The 14,161-nt window shown below is 70.5% G+C and carries 12 protein-coding genes; 2 read left to right on the forward strand and 10 right to left on the reverse strand.

The features are described 5' to 3' along the window. Window positions 1-44 precede the first annotated feature (44 nt). On the forward strand, window positions 45-983 hold the full coding sequence (locus tag HDA33_RS06835) for a glycosyltransferase family 2 protein (protein WP_184172051.1): 939 nt from the start codon (window positions 45-47) through the stop codon (window positions 981-983). Window positions 984-986: 3 nt separating this feature from the next. Here HDA33_RS06835 and galE read toward each other — a convergent pair whose 3' ends face one another. Both galE and HDA33_RS06845 read right to left on the reverse strand, forming a co-directional pair. Beyond that, entirely contained in the window at window positions 987-1,955 is a 969-nt protein-coding gene (gene galE / locus HDA33_RS06840) for a UDP-glucose 4-epimerase GalE (RefSeq protein ID WP_184172053.1), read from the reverse strand. Then, window positions 1,952-3,907 (reverse strand): glycosyltransferase, encoded by a 1,956-nt coding sequence (locus HDA33_RS06845; protein WP_184172055.1) that lies wholly within the window; start codon window positions 3,905-3,907, stop codon window positions 1,952-1,954. Before HDA33_RS06845 ends, galE begins: the two co-directional genes overlap by 4 nt. A 74-nt stretch (window positions 3,908-3,981) precedes the next feature. Between HDA33_RS06845 and rfbA the strand changes: the two genes are divergently transcribed. Next, complete coding sequence (gene rfbA, locus HDA33_RS06850; protein WP_184172057.1) at window positions 3,982-4,851, forward strand: glucose-1-phosphate thymidylyltransferase RfbA; 870 nt, start codon at window positions 3,982-3,984, stop codon at window positions 4,849-4,851. A gap of 104 nt (window positions 4,852-4,955) precedes the next feature. Here the strand turns inward: rfbA and HDA33_RS06855 are convergent, their stop codons facing one another. Genes HDA33_RS06855 through HDA33_RS06890 form a run of 8 tightly spaced genes read right to left on the reverse strand, consistent with a single transcriptional unit; the run spans window position 4,956 to window position 14,089 of the window. After that, complete coding sequence (locus tag HDA33_RS06855) at window positions 4,956-5,849, reverse strand: glycosyltransferase family 32 protein (RefSeq protein WP_184172059.1); 894 nt, start codon at window positions 5,847-5,849, stop codon at window positions 4,956-4,958. A gap of 13 nt (window positions 5,850-5,862) precedes the next feature. Continuing rightward, complete coding sequence (locus HDA33_RS06860) at window positions 5,863-7,005, reverse strand: glycosyltransferase (RefSeq protein ID WP_184172061.1); 1,143 nt, start codon at window positions 7,003-7,005, stop codon at window positions 5,863-5,865. 10 nt (window positions 7,006-7,015) lie between these two features. After that, a complete protein-coding gene (locus HDA33_RS06865; RefSeq protein WP_184172063.1) occupies window positions 7,016-7,978 on the reverse strand; it encodes a glycosyltransferase family 2 protein in 963 nt (320 codons plus the stop codon). A gap of 16 nt (window positions 7,979-7,994) precedes the next feature. After that, on the reverse strand, window positions 7,995-9,032 hold the full coding sequence (locus HDA33_RS06870; protein WP_184172065.1) for a glycosyltransferase family 4 protein: 1,038 nt from the start codon (window positions 9,030-9,032) through the stop codon (window positions 7,995-7,997). Further along, window positions 9,029-10,159 (reverse strand): glycosyltransferase, encoded by a 1,131-nt coding sequence (locus HDA33_RS06875; RefSeq protein ID WP_184172067.1) that lies wholly within the window; start codon window positions 10,157-10,159, stop codon window positions 9,029-9,031. The genes HDA33_RS06870 and HDA33_RS06875 overlap by 4 nt, the downstream gene beginning before the upstream one ends. After that, window positions 10,156-12,399: an N-acetylneuraminate synthase family protein gene (locus HDA33_RS06880; protein WP_184172069.1), complete on the reverse strand. Its 2,244-nt coding sequence runs from the start codon at window positions 12,397-12,399 to the stop codon at window positions 10,156-10,158. Before HDA33_RS06880 ends, HDA33_RS06875 begins: the two co-directional genes overlap by 4 nt. Then, a complete protein-coding gene (locus HDA33_RS06885; protein WP_184172071.1) occupies window positions 12,396-13,169 on the reverse strand; it encodes a cytidylyltransferase domain-containing protein in 774 nt (257 codons plus the stop codon). Before HDA33_RS06885 ends, HDA33_RS06880 begins: the two co-directional genes overlap by 4 nt. Next, window positions 13,166-14,089 carry an RNA-binding protein gene (locus HDA33_RS06890; RefSeq protein ID WP_184172073.1) on the reverse strand — a complete coding sequence of 308 codons (924 nt, stop codon included), beginning with the start codon at window positions 14,087-14,089 and terminating at the stop codon, window positions 13,166-13,168. The genes HDA33_RS06885 and HDA33_RS06890 overlap by 4 nt, the downstream gene beginning before the upstream one ends. Window positions 14,090-14,161 lie beyond the last annotated feature (72 nt).

Here is a 14,161-nt window from a genome sequence, read left to right on the forward strand (position 1 = left end):
CACGGCCAGGCACCAACGATCACATTCCGCCCCAGGAGCCGACCATGCCCTCCCCCCTCGATCTCGCCCGCCGCCTCAAGCATCAGGCGTTCCTTCAGAAGAAGGGCCGAGAGCTGACCCAAGAATCCCGCGCGCTGCGGGCGACAGAGAGGTTCAGCCGCGAATACGAGATGGCCTCCCGCGGCATCGTCCTGCCCGACCTTCCTGCGATGTCCGGGCCGTGTGCGATCGCCATGGTGCGGGAGGAGGCGGACGTGATCGAGCGCTCCGTCCGCCATCTCGCGGACCAGGGGATCCCGCACATCGTCGTCGTGGACAACGGGTCGAAGGACGCGACGCCGGACATCCTGCGCCGGCTGACCGGGGAGATCCCGGGGCTCGTCGTCGGCGCGGACCGGGAGCCGGCCTACGTGCAATCCGCCAAGATGACCCGGTTGGCCGACCTGGCCTCCGCCGCCGGCGCCACGTGGGTGGTCCCGTTCGATGCAGACGAGCTCTGGTTCGGCGCCGAGGGCACGCTCGCCGAGGCCCTGGCCGCCGCCGACGCACCCGTGCTGCGCGCCGTCATGCACAACGCGTTCCCGGCGGCGGACGGTTCCGGCCCGTTGCTGGACACGACCGCGCACTTCGACGTCAAGGTCGCGTTCCGACCGCGCTCCGGGGCCGTCCTTGAGATGGGCAACCACGAGGTCCTGCGTCCGGGCGTCCGCGCGGAGGGCCTGCGGATCCTGCACCTGCCGTGGCGCTCCTTCGAGCAGTTCGCCCGCAAGAGCCGCACCGGCGCGCAGGCGATCGCGCTCGCCGACACCTCCGAGGACAAGGCGTACCACTGGCGCCGGCTCGGGGCCCTCGACGACGACGCCCTGCGCGCCGCCTGGGAGGCCCTCCTGGCCGGGCAGCCGCTCACGGACGCGGCCTGGTACCCGCGCGGCACGCTGCGCCCGCTGCGCGCGGACGCCCCGACCCGCTGGGACGAGGTCTGAGCCTCAGCGCGTTTCGGGCGGCCGTCGGGCCTCCCACGCGGAGCGGACCATGTTCTCGACCGTGTGGCGGTTCTCCCACCCGAGGTCGCGCGCGGCCAGGGAGCCGTCCGCCACGATGCGCGCGGGGTCCCCGGGACGGCGCGGCTCCACGACCGGGTCGACGTCGCGCCCGGTGACCCGGCCGACGGCCTCCATGATCTGCCGGACTGACGTGCCGGCCCCGGAGCCGAGGTTGTAGACCGGGGCCAGGGCGCGGCCCTCCGCGAGCGCCCGGGCGGCGGTCACATGGGCCCGGGCGACGTCGGCCACATGGACGTAGTCGCGCACGCACGTGCCGTCGGGCGTGGGGTGGTCGGCGCCGAACAGCCGCGGGCGCTCGCCGCGGTCCAGGGCGCGGAACACGAGCGGGAAGAGATTGTGGGGGCTCGTGTCGGACAGCGCCGGATCCGCGGAGCCGACCACGTTGAAGTAGCGCAGGCTCGTGTGCCGGAGTCCCATGGCCCGGCCCTGGTCCGCCAACAGCCACTCCCCGATCAACTTGCTCTCCCCGTAGGGGGACTCCGGGGCGGTGGGGGTGGCTTCGGTGACCCGGTCATCATGTGGCGTGCCGTAGACGGCCGCGGACGAGGAGAACACAAGGCGGCGAATGCCGGCACGGTCCATCGCTTCCAGGACGCTCATCGTGCCTTGGACGTTGACGCGGTAGGTGTGGAGAGGCATCCGCACGGATTCGCCCGCGAACTTGTAGCCGGCCACGTGGATGACCCCCGTGGCGTCATGGTCCCGGAGGAACTCGGCGAGACGATCCGTCTCCAGGATGTCGGCCTCGAGGAACGGCACGCGGGCGGGCACGACATGTGCATGCCCGGTGGACAGGTCGTCCACCACCGCCACCGACAGACCCTCATCACTGAGGGCCCGGACCACGTGGGCCCCGATGTATCCCGCCCCACCGGTCACCACCCAGGTCATGCCGCGGTCCCGCCGTCGGAGCCGGGACGTCGGGTGCGGAGGAGGGCCGGGCGGCGGTAGCGCGCCATGCCCTCGAGCGCCCCGACGTGGGCACCGACGGTGTACGCCCAGGCGAGGGCCCGCCCGCGGTCGCGCTGAAGGAACGGCCACATCGGCATGTGTCGCGAAATCGCGAAGACCGACGCCGTCACGCTGGGGACGCTCATTCCCCGGTCTCGGTACCGCGTCCAGAGATACATGCGACCACGCTGTTGGTTTCGTTGCTGCCGGAAAATCGCGGCAGGAGTCGTCCGCAGCCGGTAGTACACGACCGCGCCGACAGCCTGAACGACGGTGAAACCAGCTTCCTGAGCCCGCCAGACGAAGTCGGTCTCCTCCGACCCACCGGGATACGCGAGGTCCATGCCTCCGAGTTCGAGGTAGTCATCTCGACGGATGGCAAAATTGTTGCCCGGGACCGTCGCAAGGTAGCCGGCGAATCCGTCGGAGATCGTCTCTATCCGAGGGGAGTCCTCGGTGTCTTGGAGATCCTGTGCCGGGTCGATCCGATAAGCCGCCAAGACGTCCACATCATTGAATCGGCTGTGCTCCAGGACGCCGCGGGCGACCACCTGAGGCCCCGAGGTGACGGCCCGGTAGAGCTCACCCACCCAACGATCGCCGACAAAGTCATCGGCGTCGCAGAACAACAACACGTGGCCTCGGGCCAGACGTGCCCCGACATTTCTCGCGTGCGACGCGCTGGGGACACCGGATGCGTCGACAACCCGGACATGGAACGGTGCCGGGTGAGAGAGAGCGATCTGTGCGGTCCGGTCGTCGCTGCCGTTGTCGGCCACGACGACTTCGAAGAGCGGGGCGTCGCACTGGGCGGCGAGAGAATCGAGCTGTTCGGCGATCCAACTCTCAGCATTGCGGGCCGGGATGACCACGCTGGCTACGGGGACCTCTTCGCTGGTCTCCCGGGCCCCTGCCGCGTCTGCTTGTGAGAATGCAGAGGAATCAGCTCGCCTGTAGCCCAGCCCGATCTGCGGCTGGGGGCCGCGTCTCATCCACCGGTACTCCACACGACCCGCCGCGGCTCCCGCCGCGATCTGGGCACGAAGCCGCACCCCTTCCCAGTCCGGAGTCGTGCAGCCGAGGGCCATCAGAGCAGCGCTGGCCCCCGTTCGTACGAATTCCACCCACGGGTTGGGAAAATGGGACTGCCGTCCGAGCTCGTACCGGGTGGTGACGAGGCTGTGAGCCTTGGCCGATCGCCGAGCGAGGCGGGTCCGGACCCGCATGTCCCACTTGCCTCGGTAAGCGATCCGGACGGCTGCAGCCCCGTCCACGCGGATACCTTTGAGGTGCGCTCGCACGCCGAAGTCGTTGTCTTCATAGACAGTTCCCAGGGAGTGATCGAATCCACCGACCCGTTCGAACACCTCCCGCGTCACACCGAAGTCTCCCCCCATCAGCACGGGAAACGCGTTCCGGAGATCCCCTGGCACCGGCGCATGCCATTCGTCGCTGTCATCGAAGGCGCACCGGGCGCCTTCGACGCCCTCGCGCATCTGCTCATCGGTCATGAACGGTGCGCCGCCGGACCACAGGTCCGAGGATTCGAAGGCCCGAGCACCATTGCGCACCCACCACCGGGACACCACATCGTCCGCGTCGGCGAACATGAGGAGATCGGCGTGAGCATGCGCCGCCCCCACGTTTCGTGCGAATCCCGGGCCTTGGTGCTCGGGTGCGCTAACCAGACGCAACGGGTATGAGACCTCCCGAGCCAGCCGGTGGACCACGGAGGCAGTTCCGTCGGTGGAGGCGTTGTCCACGACCACGACCTCGTAGGAAGGAGCTCCGCTCTGAGCGTCCAGGGCCTCCAACTGCAGAGGGAGGAAGCGCTCGGCATTGAAGGCGGGGATGATCACGCTGATTTCTGGCAGCGCGCTTGTCTGGCTCACAGCTCGATCCTATCCCGGTAGGGTGCCCGGTAGACACGCACTCACCGAGCGTTGAAGGGACGTCGAAGTCGCATATGAAAGGCATCATCCTGGCCGGCGGCACCGGCTCCCGGCTGCACCCCATCACCCATGGCATCTCGAAGCAGCTCGTGCCCGTCTATGACAAGCCGATGATCTACTACCCGCTGTCCACGCTGATCTTGGCGGGCATCAGCGACATCCTGGTCATCACCACCCCGCACGACGCGCAGCAGTTCCAGCGGCTCCTGGGCGACGGCTCCCAGTTCGGGATCTCGCTCAGCTACGTCCAGCAGCCCTCCCCCGACGGCCTGGCACAGGCGTTCATCCTCGGGGAGGACCACATCGGCGGCGAGCATGTCGCGCTCGTCCTGGGGGACAACATCTTCTACGGCCCCGGAATGGGCCAGCAGCTGCGTCGTCACACCCAAGTCGACGGAGCCACCGTGTTCGGCTACTGGGTGGCAGACCCCAGCGCCTATGGCGTGGTGGAGTTCGACGACGCCGGCAAGGCCGTCTCACTGGAGGAGAAGCCTGAGGAGCCCAAGAGCAACTATGCGGTGCCCGGGCTGTACTTCTACGACAACGACGTCGTCGAGATTGCGAAGAGCCTCAAGCCGTCGGCTCGCGGCGAGCTGGAGATCACCGACGTGAACCGCACCTACCTGGAACGCGGCACCCTGAACGTAGAGGTCCTCCCCCGCGGCACCGCATGGCTGGACACTGGCACCTTCCATGACCTGAACGACGCCTCCAACTTCATCCGCACCATCGAGTCCCGTCAGGGCCTCAAGGTCGGCTCTCCCGAGGAGGTCGCCTGGCGGCAGGGCCTTCTCACCGACGACGAGCTGCGCGAGCGCGCCGAGCCGCTCGTGAAGTCGGGGTACGGACGGTACCTCCTGGAGCTGCTCGAGTCCCCTCGCTGAGCATGGCGGAGTCCACCCGGGCGGCCGCCCGATCTGCCCTTCCGTGAAAAGAAGGGTCAGAGGGACTCAGGGGATTCAGTGCGAGTATCGGCCGGTCACTGCGGTCAGCGATGCCCCCACAGTTGGGGCTTCAGCCGCGGATCGATCCGGATGTGCTCGCGATACTTCAGGGTGAGGGGTTCGAACACCTGTGACCCGATGCGTGTCCAGGGCACCGGATACCCGGGATTGTCTCCGTAGACGTTGCCCGGCACCTGGGCCAGCAGCGAACCGTAGTAGTCGAGCCGGCGCTCCACCTCTGCCAGCCACTCCGACGTCAGCGGGCTTCCCGGTCGGACGATCTTGCCGCTGAATCCGAGGAGGAGATTGAAGTTCTTGCGGACATCCCTTCCGAGCGGGCCGTGGAAGTACGCCGCTTCGGAGGACCGTGGCACGCGATATCCGGTGACCCACGCGTCCACGTCCTCCTGCATATCCTCGATGAGCGGTGACCACGTGTGGTGGTGCTTCTTGAGGCCCGTGAACGCGCCGCCGTGATGGTGCATCAGATATGCGTGGAGGTAATCCGACCGATGGACATCCGACAGGTGCTCATAGGACGGATGGAGCGGGTGACCATCCACCACTACCTCGTGCAAGGTGTCAGGAGTGACCAGCCGGACGTCCAGATCGTGCTGGACTTCGCGGATGGACTGCAGGCAGGCGCCGCGATTGGCGGACATGGCGTTCGTCCCAGACCAGACGCACCACACCACACGGGGAATCGGCCGGTCGGACTTCCAGGACGTGTTGCGACCCGTGAGGGCCGTGAAGTCCAGCTCATATCGGGCGGCGTCGTAGCGGGCAGGAGACACCGCCGATCTCATCCGGTAGATGAGGTCCCGCCCCTCGGTCACCACATGTGCTCCGTGCTTCTGCGCCAGCCAGAGACGGTGCTTGAGCCGACGAGCGGAATGGAGAAGGTCCATGCGTCCTGCCTTTCGAATCTTGTCGATCACTGCGTGCATCTCGCTATTGCCTGCCTCGATGTGTGGGCCCAGCGGGCAGTTCCGCGACCAACGCACGGATCCGCCGACCGAATTGGGTCTCGGAGAACCGCTCAGCGTGCGCCTGCATCGCCGCCCGGTCCCAGTCATGCGCCAGCAGACGTTCCACCCCCTCGGCCACCGCATCCACCGTCGGGGCGTCCACGAAAACCCCGTTGACGCCTTCCACGATGGTGTCCAGGTAACCGCCGGCCCGCAGCGCCACGGTGGGCACGCCCCACGTACTCGCCTCGAGCGGCGTGATGCCGAAGTCCTCGTGGCTCGCAGCGATCAGTGCCGTCGCGTGTGCGTACGCCCAGCGCAGCTGCGCGTCGGAGAGGTCCTGGCCGAACACCACGTCCTCCCCCGCCATCGCCCGCAACCGGGCCTCCTCCGGACCCTTGCCGATCACCACGAGCGGCCGCCCCGCGCGGGCCGCTGCCTCGATCGCCACGTCCACGTGCTTGTACGGCATGAGCCGCGCGACCGACAGCAGGAAACCGTCCTCCGCCAGCCGCTCGGCACCGGGGATCGGCTCCTGCGGGCCCTCCGTGCTCACGGAGTGCGGCGGGAACACGAGGTCCACACCGTCAAGCCCGTAGACGTCTTCGATCCGCTCCTTCACCACCGTGGAGTTGGCCACATAGCGTGATCGACGCCGGACGGCCGCGCGGTCCCACCTCCGCAGACCCGGGCGCAGCACGCGGGCGATCCGGCCCTTGATGCTGTTCCGGCCTCCCTCGCCCAGGTAGTCGTCCAGCAGATACACCCAGCGCGCCGGGGTGTGGCAGTAGACGAGCGTGGCGCCGACGTAACGGAATCCGTGCGCCCAGCCGGACGTCGAGACGACGGCGATCGGCTCCTTCACATGCATCAGCGAGGAGGTCAGAGGCAGGAGCGGAAGGGCCCGCCGCGGGTCCTTCCGCAGCAGCCCCACCCGGTTGAGCGGTGAGGTGATGATGTGCGCGTCCTTGAATTCGGGGAACGTGCCCTCGGGGTCGTAGAACGTGGTGTAGATGGGCGCGTCCGGCCACATCCGGTGCAGGGCGAGCACCACCCGTTCCGCCCCGCCCTTCTGGGTGAGGTAGTCGTGGGCGATGGCGATCCGGCCGCGTGTCATGTCGGTCATGGTGCTCCCCTCAGAACTGTCGGCGGGCACGCCCCGGCCGGGTGCGTCCGGTCTCCGCTGCGGCTTCGACCTGCAAGGCGATCAGCTTTCGTGCGATCGGGGCTGGCAACACGGCAGCAGCACGCTCGACGACGGCGGAGCTGTACTTGATCGTGCGCTCCGTGCTCAGAGCAGCCACCGCCCGCACGGCGGCGCCCCACGGCCCGCCCGGGGCCCGGTCCCCGCCGAGTGCGTCCGCCCCGTGCTTGGCGATGAAGATCTGCCGGGCGGACCCCGAATGCAGAGCCCGGCGCGCCTTGGTGTAGGTGGTGACCGCTGCTGCGTGGTGACGGGTCTCCAACTCCGGCCGGATCTCCACCGGATACCCGGCGGCGTGGAGGCGGTAGCCGAAGTCCACATCCTCCCAGCCATAGCGGCGGTAGTCGGGGTCGTAGCCGCCCAGCTCCTCGTGGAGGGTGCGGGGGACGGACACGTTGCCGGCCCAGTGCCGCCACTGCTGCTCTGCCGGAAGGGCGTAGGCATGACGACGGTGCGCTTCGTCCTGGGCATCCCCGTAGACGCGCTGATAGACCGAGTCTGGGAGGACGTTGGCCGTCACTCCGATCACGCCGCGTGGCCCGCCCGAGTGGGCGGCCACGTGGTCCCGGATGTAGTGGGGCCCGGGCTCCAGGTCGTCGTCCGCGCGGATGAGGACGCGGCCGGACGTCGCGTCGGCACCTGCATTCAGCGCGGCGACCCGCCCGCGGTTTTCGCCGAAGACGGTCCAGCTCAGGTCCAGGCCCGGATGCTCCGCGGTCAACTGCGCGAGCATCCCTTCGGACCCGTCCACATCCCCGTCCACGACCACGTGGACCTCGAAGGCCGGGGCGTCCTCCTGCGCGGCGAGCGCGCCGATCAGGCGCGGCAACCGCTGAGCGCCGCCCCGGCTGGGGACGATCACGCTGGCCTCGTGGGTCAGGGGGTTCTCGGTCATGAGTCCTCCGCAGGTGTCATAGGGACAGGTCATCCAGGAGCTCGGCGACGGCGGCGCGGCCGGCCTCGGGTGAGAACAGCGACGCCCAGCGGCGCCGCTGGGAGTGGGCCACCGCGCCCAGATCGCCCGCTCGTACCGCCCGCAGGCAGTCCGCGAGCGCGGCAGCGTCCCGCTGCGGAAAAACGAAGGGGTGATCGTTGCCGACCACCTCGGGAACGGCCCCCGCATCGGAGGCCACCACCGGAACGCCCGCGGCCATCGCCTCGGCCGTCACCAGGCCGAAGACCTCGGCCCACTGCGACGGCACGGCCAGCACGTCCACGGAAGCCAGGAACTCGGCGGTGTCCTGCCAGCCGAGCACCTGGACGTCCTCACCCGCCGCCTTCAGGGCGGTAGCAAGCCGCTCGGCCTCGTCCTCCGCCACGAACCGGCTCTCCCCCGCGACGCGGACCACGAAAGCACCCGGGTCGGTCTTCCGCAGCAGCGCGACGGCCTCGAGCAGGGTCACGATGCCCTTGTCTTCGGACAGCCGGCCGAGGAAGCCCACGGTCACCGGCTCAGCGGCATCGCGGGCCCGCCCTGCCTGCGGCGTCGTCGGACCCGGAACCCAGTCGTGGAGCACGCGGGCCCCGCGGATGCGGTCCGCCGCGAATCGGGACGGCGCGAGGACCGCGAGTGCGCCGGGACGCGCCAGGGCGGAGAACACGCGCAGAAGCGGCTTCTCGGGCACCTGGTGCAGGTGCACGATCCGGCGCGGCCGGCCGGCCAGCGCCGTGGCCGGCAGCAGCCCGTTGCACCAGGCGACGTCGTCGCCGCCGCGGCCGCGGTCCCAGGCCCGGAGAGCGCGCATATAACCCAGTCGTCCGGGCCCACCCACGCGGACCACGTCGAAGCCGTCCGCGGCCAGGCGATCGGCGGTCTCGGCCGGGTGGGCCGGGGCCACGACGCTCACGTCCCGCCCCAGCTCGCGCAAGGCCGTGGCGAGGTGGTGGAGCATCACCTCGCCGCCGCCCACCTCGCCCTGGTTCGCCAGGATCCAGATGCGGCCGGTCATCCCGAGGTCTTCCCCACCCGGCGCCCGAGCACCTCGAGGGTCGCCTCGGCGGTCGCCCGGGCCATGGTCGCCACATCGCCCACGCGCACCTCGCCCGGACCCTCGACCGCGGCCCGCATGACGGCGTCGGCGATGGCCGCCGGAGTGGTCTCGTGGACCAGGCGCTCGGGCGGCAGGATCTCCCCGTTGCCGCCCACGTCCGTGGCGACGGCGGGCAGGCCCGCGGCCGCGGCGTCGAGCAAGGTGTAGCTGAGGTTCTCCCACGCGGAGAGCTGCACCAGCACGTCGTGCTCGGCCATGGCCCCCCACGGTTCCACGAAACCGGGCAGGTCCACCGCATCCGCGACACCGAGCGCCTCGGCCTGGGCGCGCAGCTCCCCCTCCAGGGGGCCAGCGCCGGCCAGCGTCAACCGCGTCCCGGGGTCCCGCTCCAGCAGGGCGGGCAGCGCGGCGATCAGCCGGTCGAGGTTCTTCTCGGGCGCCAGCCGAGACAGGGAGAGGAGCCGCAGCCCCTCCCCCGGTGTGCGCCGCTGCCCCGCGGCCGCGGCCCGCACCGCGGACACATCCACCCCGTTGCGCCCGACGGTGATAGGCGCCCCCGTGCCCCACTTGCGCCGGAGCACGTCCGCGGTGGACTGCGCCACCGCAATCACGACGTCCGTGCCGCGCAACCGGGCGCGGTGCGCGGCGTTCTTCACCCGGGCCGCCGCGGCGCGGTTGTACAGCCCATCGTCCGGGGCGATCCCGTGCTCGGTGCTGAGCAGCGCCGGCGCACCGGCCCGCTGCCGGGCCCGCCCCGGGCCGAACGCGGCGAACGCCGCGAGGTCGGCGTAGGCCAGGTGCGTGTGGACCGCGGCCGGGCGCAGGGTGCGCACCGCCGTCCGGAGCGTCCGCACCGAGGCGGCCAGGCCGGCGTCGGGACCGACGTCCCCGGTGAACACCGCCGCACCCTGCTCGCGCAGGCGCTCGGCGAGCGGGCCCTCGGGGCACAGCACCGCCAGACGCAGGCCGGGCAGGCCCACGCGCGCGACGTCGAGGACGTGCCGGGCCACGCCGCCGAGGTCGGCGACGGGCACCACCCAGAGCGTCAGCGGGGCCGGGGCGGGCGTCGTCACGTCCGGGGTCACAGCCACTGCTCCAGGCGGTCCAGGGCCGTCCAGAAGCCCTCGCCGTTGTTGATGTGGCCCTGCCAGATCTCCGGGATGAAGCTCACCCCGGGGGCCAGGCGGTCCAGCTGCTCGCACAGCACGGGCCAGTCCACGTCACCCTCCCCGATCTGCGGTCCCTCCCCGTCCACACCGGTGGCGTCCACCAGGTGCAGGTGGATGGTGTGCGGGGCCAGCTTCTCCACCATCTCCGAGAAGGGGATCCCCAGGAACGTGGCCGAGAGCTTGGAGTGGGAGATGTCCAGGCACAGGGGCACCCCCGTGGCCTCCACGAACGCCACGGTGTCGTCCGGGTCCATGAAGAGGTTGTGGTACTGCTGACCGCCCATCAGCCACGGGAACGGCGGCAGCGTCTGCGCGGCGATCCGAATGCCGGAGGTGTCCAGGCGCTTCACGGCCTCGGCGATGCGCTCATACTTCGGCAGCCGCTCCTCCGGGCGGATGTGCCGATCCAGGGTGAAGCCGCCCATGGTGATGACCATGATGGGCGCCTCCTCCTTCGGGAACCAGCGCTTGAGGTCGCGGGTGATGTCGATGGTGCGCTGCACCTCGGCGATCGAGCGCTCCCACACGGCGTCGTCGTCGCTGGCCAAGTCCACGAGGAAGTCACCGGAGAAGATGTCCGGCAGGTGGGTGGTGAAGCCCATCGGCATGGGCTCGGTGAACACCGAGTCGATGTCGATCTCGAGGTCCTTGTAGGAGAAGTGGAACTCCAGGAAGTCCGGGGTGCAGTCCTTCGTCAGCGCCGCGACGTCGTGGTAGCGCACCGGCAGGCCCCAGGGGCGCCGGAACTGAAACTGGCGCCCGGTGGGCACCGTGTCCGTGAGGTCGCCGGCGAAGAAGAAGTCGCCCTCGGCCATGTCGCGCTGGATGGTGCGGCCCACGAGGCGGGGCAGCTCGTTGGGCTGCAGGCCGCGGCCGGGCGACTTCACGGTGACGGCGTCCTCCGTGACGGTCTCCCCCGCGGCCAGCGGCCGGGCGGCCACGAGCGACTTGGCCAGGTTGATGCGGTTCATCGCCTCGCCCGTGGAGACCACGCGCTCGTTCCCGACGCCGATCGACTCCTCGATGTCCCGCGTCTGCCGGACCATCTGCGCGAACTCCTCCGGCAGGAGGGAGACCTTGTGGTCGTTGCCCTCGAGCCCCCGGTCCACGGTGAAGTGCTTCTCGATGATCGAGGCGCCGCGCGCCACGGCGGCCAGCGGCACGTGGAAGCCGCGCTCGTGGCCGGAGTAGCCGACCGGGGTCTGCGCGATCTCGGCCAGGCGGTCCAGGTACGCGAGGTTCACGTCCTTGTAGGGGGCGGGGTACGTGGACTGGGCGTGCAGCATCGCGAAGGGGACGCCGAAGGAGCGCACCAGGGCCACCGACTCGCGGATCTCCTCCTCCCGGGACATGCCGGTGGAGAGCACCATCGGCAGGCCGGAGGCGGCCGCGTCCCGCAGCAGACCGTGGTTCGTCAGATCCGCCGAGGCGATCTTCACGCCGTCCACCGGGTACTGGGCGAGCACCCGCATGGACGGGGCGTCCCACGGGGTGCACATCAACGCCACGCCCGCGTCCCGGACGTGGTCGAACACCCGCACCATGTCGTCCGCGGACAGGGAGAACTTGGCCAGCTCGTCCAGGGTGCGCTGGGCCCCCAGGTCCTCACCGGCGGTGGCCGCGCCGGACTGCCGGTACAGGGCGTCCATGTCCCTCAGCTGGAACTTCACGGCGTCCGCGCCCGCCTCCACGGCCAGGTCCACCAGCTCGCGGGCCAGATCCACGCTGCCCTGGTGGTTGTTGCCGATCTCCGCGATCAGGAAGGCCGGGCGGCCGGGGCCGATCCGGTGCTCGCCGATGCGCAGCTCGGATTCCCGGTTGATGGCCAGGGCGGCGAGTCGGCCTCGCTCGTCCAGCAGGGGCAGGTGCAGGGCGCCGGCGGGCAGGGCGGCGAGCACTTCGGCGGGGGACGCGCCCACGGGACCGGTGGCGGGCGTCCGGTTGGCGGCCTCGACGGCGGCCACCTCCAGGGAGGCTCCCGGATTGGCCAGAAGCCACCGGCGGAAGTCGCCGTCCGTGAGCGAGCCGGCCAGGAAGCCGTGCGAGTCCACCACGAAGACGATCCGCTCGCGGTTGTCCGTCATCTTCTGCAGGGCCACGAGGAGGGAGTCCTCCGGGAAGACGAGGTACGGAGTGAGGTGGCGTTCGGTGATCACAGGGCGTCTCCCAGGGTGGTGGTGGAGGTGCCGTGGAGCTGAGTCCGGTCCGGCACCCGCTGGAGGACCTTGTGCACCGCCAGGTACTGGTCCATCTGCTGCTCGGCGAGGGCGAAGTCCAGCTCGGTGTCGATGTCCACGCCCTCGAGGTCGTCGAGCTCGAACATCCCGATCCGCCCGCCCAGGCGGTTGTGCAGCTCGTCGTACACCCACGGGCGGGTCACGTACAGCGAGCCGTTCTCGCGGAACCGCAGGTCCGTGCGGTCCATGTCCTGCCGCCGCTTGCGGTGGGCCACGTCGAAGTCGCACACCGGCGGGTCGGCCGGATCCGCGGCGTGGCGCCACAGGAAGGGCGAGACCGGCACGACGCCGACGAGCGAGTCCACGCCCGTCTCCCGGAACTGCGCGACGGCGCGGTCCAGGGTGCCGGGCAGGCGCAGCGGGCTGGTGGCCTGCAGGAGCATGACGCCCTCGGGCTCGACGCCGGCCGCGCGCTCGGCGGCGAGGGCGTGATTCACCACGGGCTCGGTGGGGGTCTCGTCCTGCGCCAGCTCCGCCGGGCGCAGGCCGGGCACGTCCGCGCCGTAGCGGAGGGCGACCTCGGCGATCTCGGCCGAGTCCGTGGAGACCACCACGTGCAGGTCCTCCTCCGCCTCGAGGGCGGCCTGGATGGTCCACGCCACGAGCGGGTGGCCGCCCAGGAGGCGGATGTTCTTGCCGGGCAGCCCCCGGGACCCGCCGCGCACGGGAATGACGCACAGGATGCTCACGCGGACTCCTCTCCAAAGATGTCACGGGCGATGGCCCGCGCAGGCTCGATCACGGGGCGGACCGGGGCGGGAGTGCGCTCGGGCTGCTCGGAGGCCGAACGCCCGGGCGTCCATGGCGTCATGCCGTAGCGCTCCCAGAACTCTCGGAGCCAGGCGGGAGGGGCGGTGTGGTACACCCAGCCGCCGCGTCCCTGGGCTGCCGCTTCGAGGACACCCGTCGAGAACAGTGCGACGACGTCGGGTCCCACCTCGGGCAGAGGACGCCCGCTGGTCTCGAAGCGGGTGCCGCCGCGGTGCATGAGGCGGTGGGTGGCTCGGCTCAGCATGTCCCGTTCCGAAGGGTGCGGTCGGTAGAGCACGTGCGGCTCGGCACGAAGGAACGCCAGCGTCTGCTGAGTGGCGGGCCACCGGCCCAGCTCTCGCCCGTGGAGCTGTCCCAGGAACACCGTCGGGCCCGGCTGGGCGGCCGGAAAATAGGGGTCCGCGGCTTCCCACAGCATCTGGGAGCCCACTACCCTGACGGTCCGCCCCGGACGGCCACCGGTCCAGAAGGCCCCGTCCTCGTGCGAAAACGCGTACAGCGTCACCTCGTCAGGCAGAGGCGGCGCGAACGGTGTGAGCAGGCCGTGTTGCACGACGACGTATTCCACGCCCCGTGCCGCGGCCCACTCCAGGGCCAGTTCCCCGGCCCGCAGGTAGTGGCCGAGCGAAAGCACCGTGCCGACCGTGCCGTCGAGGGCGGACAGGTCGTCAGCGGAGGTGATCGACCGGTCTTCGACGGGGTCTCCGACCACGGCCTGGACCGCAGGGACCAGGTGCGGAGGACACAGGACCGCCACGTTGACACGCGGCCCCAACGCCACCGGGCGAAGCCCGGCCGCGATGCCGGAAAGCGTCGCGGAGTCGAGGGCAGCGAGCACCGTCGGCGCCGTTCCGTAGAGAAGGAGACGAAGGGCGCGGTCTGCTGGACGGCCGCGACCGCGCACTGCAGC

The organism is Micrococcus endophyticus, assembly GCF_014205115.1.
Lineage (GTDB): Bacteria > Actinomycetota > Actinomycetes > Actinomycetales > Micrococcaceae > Micrococcus > Micrococcus endophyticus.

Coding starts and splice junctions, on each gene's coding strand:
- HDA33_RS06835 (WP_184172051.1), top strand. CDS start 45: ATGCCCTCCCCCCTCGATCTCGCCCGCCGCCTCAAGCATCAGGCGTTC.
- galE (WP_184172053.1), bottom strand. CDS start 1,955: ATGACCTGGGTGGTGACCGGTGGGGCGGGATACATCGGGGCCCACGTG.
- rfbA (WP_184172057.1), top strand. CDS start 3,982: ATGAAAGGCATCATCCTGGCCGGCGGCACCGGCTCCCGGCTGCACCCC.
- HDA33_RS06860 (WP_184172061.1), bottom strand. CDS start 7,005: ATGACCGACATGACACGCGGCCGGATCGCCATCGCCCACGACTACCTC.
- HDA33_RS06865 (WP_184172063.1), bottom strand. CDS start 7,978: ATGACCGAGAACCCCCTGACCCACGAGGCCAGCGTGATCGTCCCCAGC.
- HDA33_RS06870 (WP_184172065.1), bottom strand. CDS start 9,032: ATGACCGGCCGCATCTGGATCCTGGCGAACCAGGGCGAGGTGGGCGGC.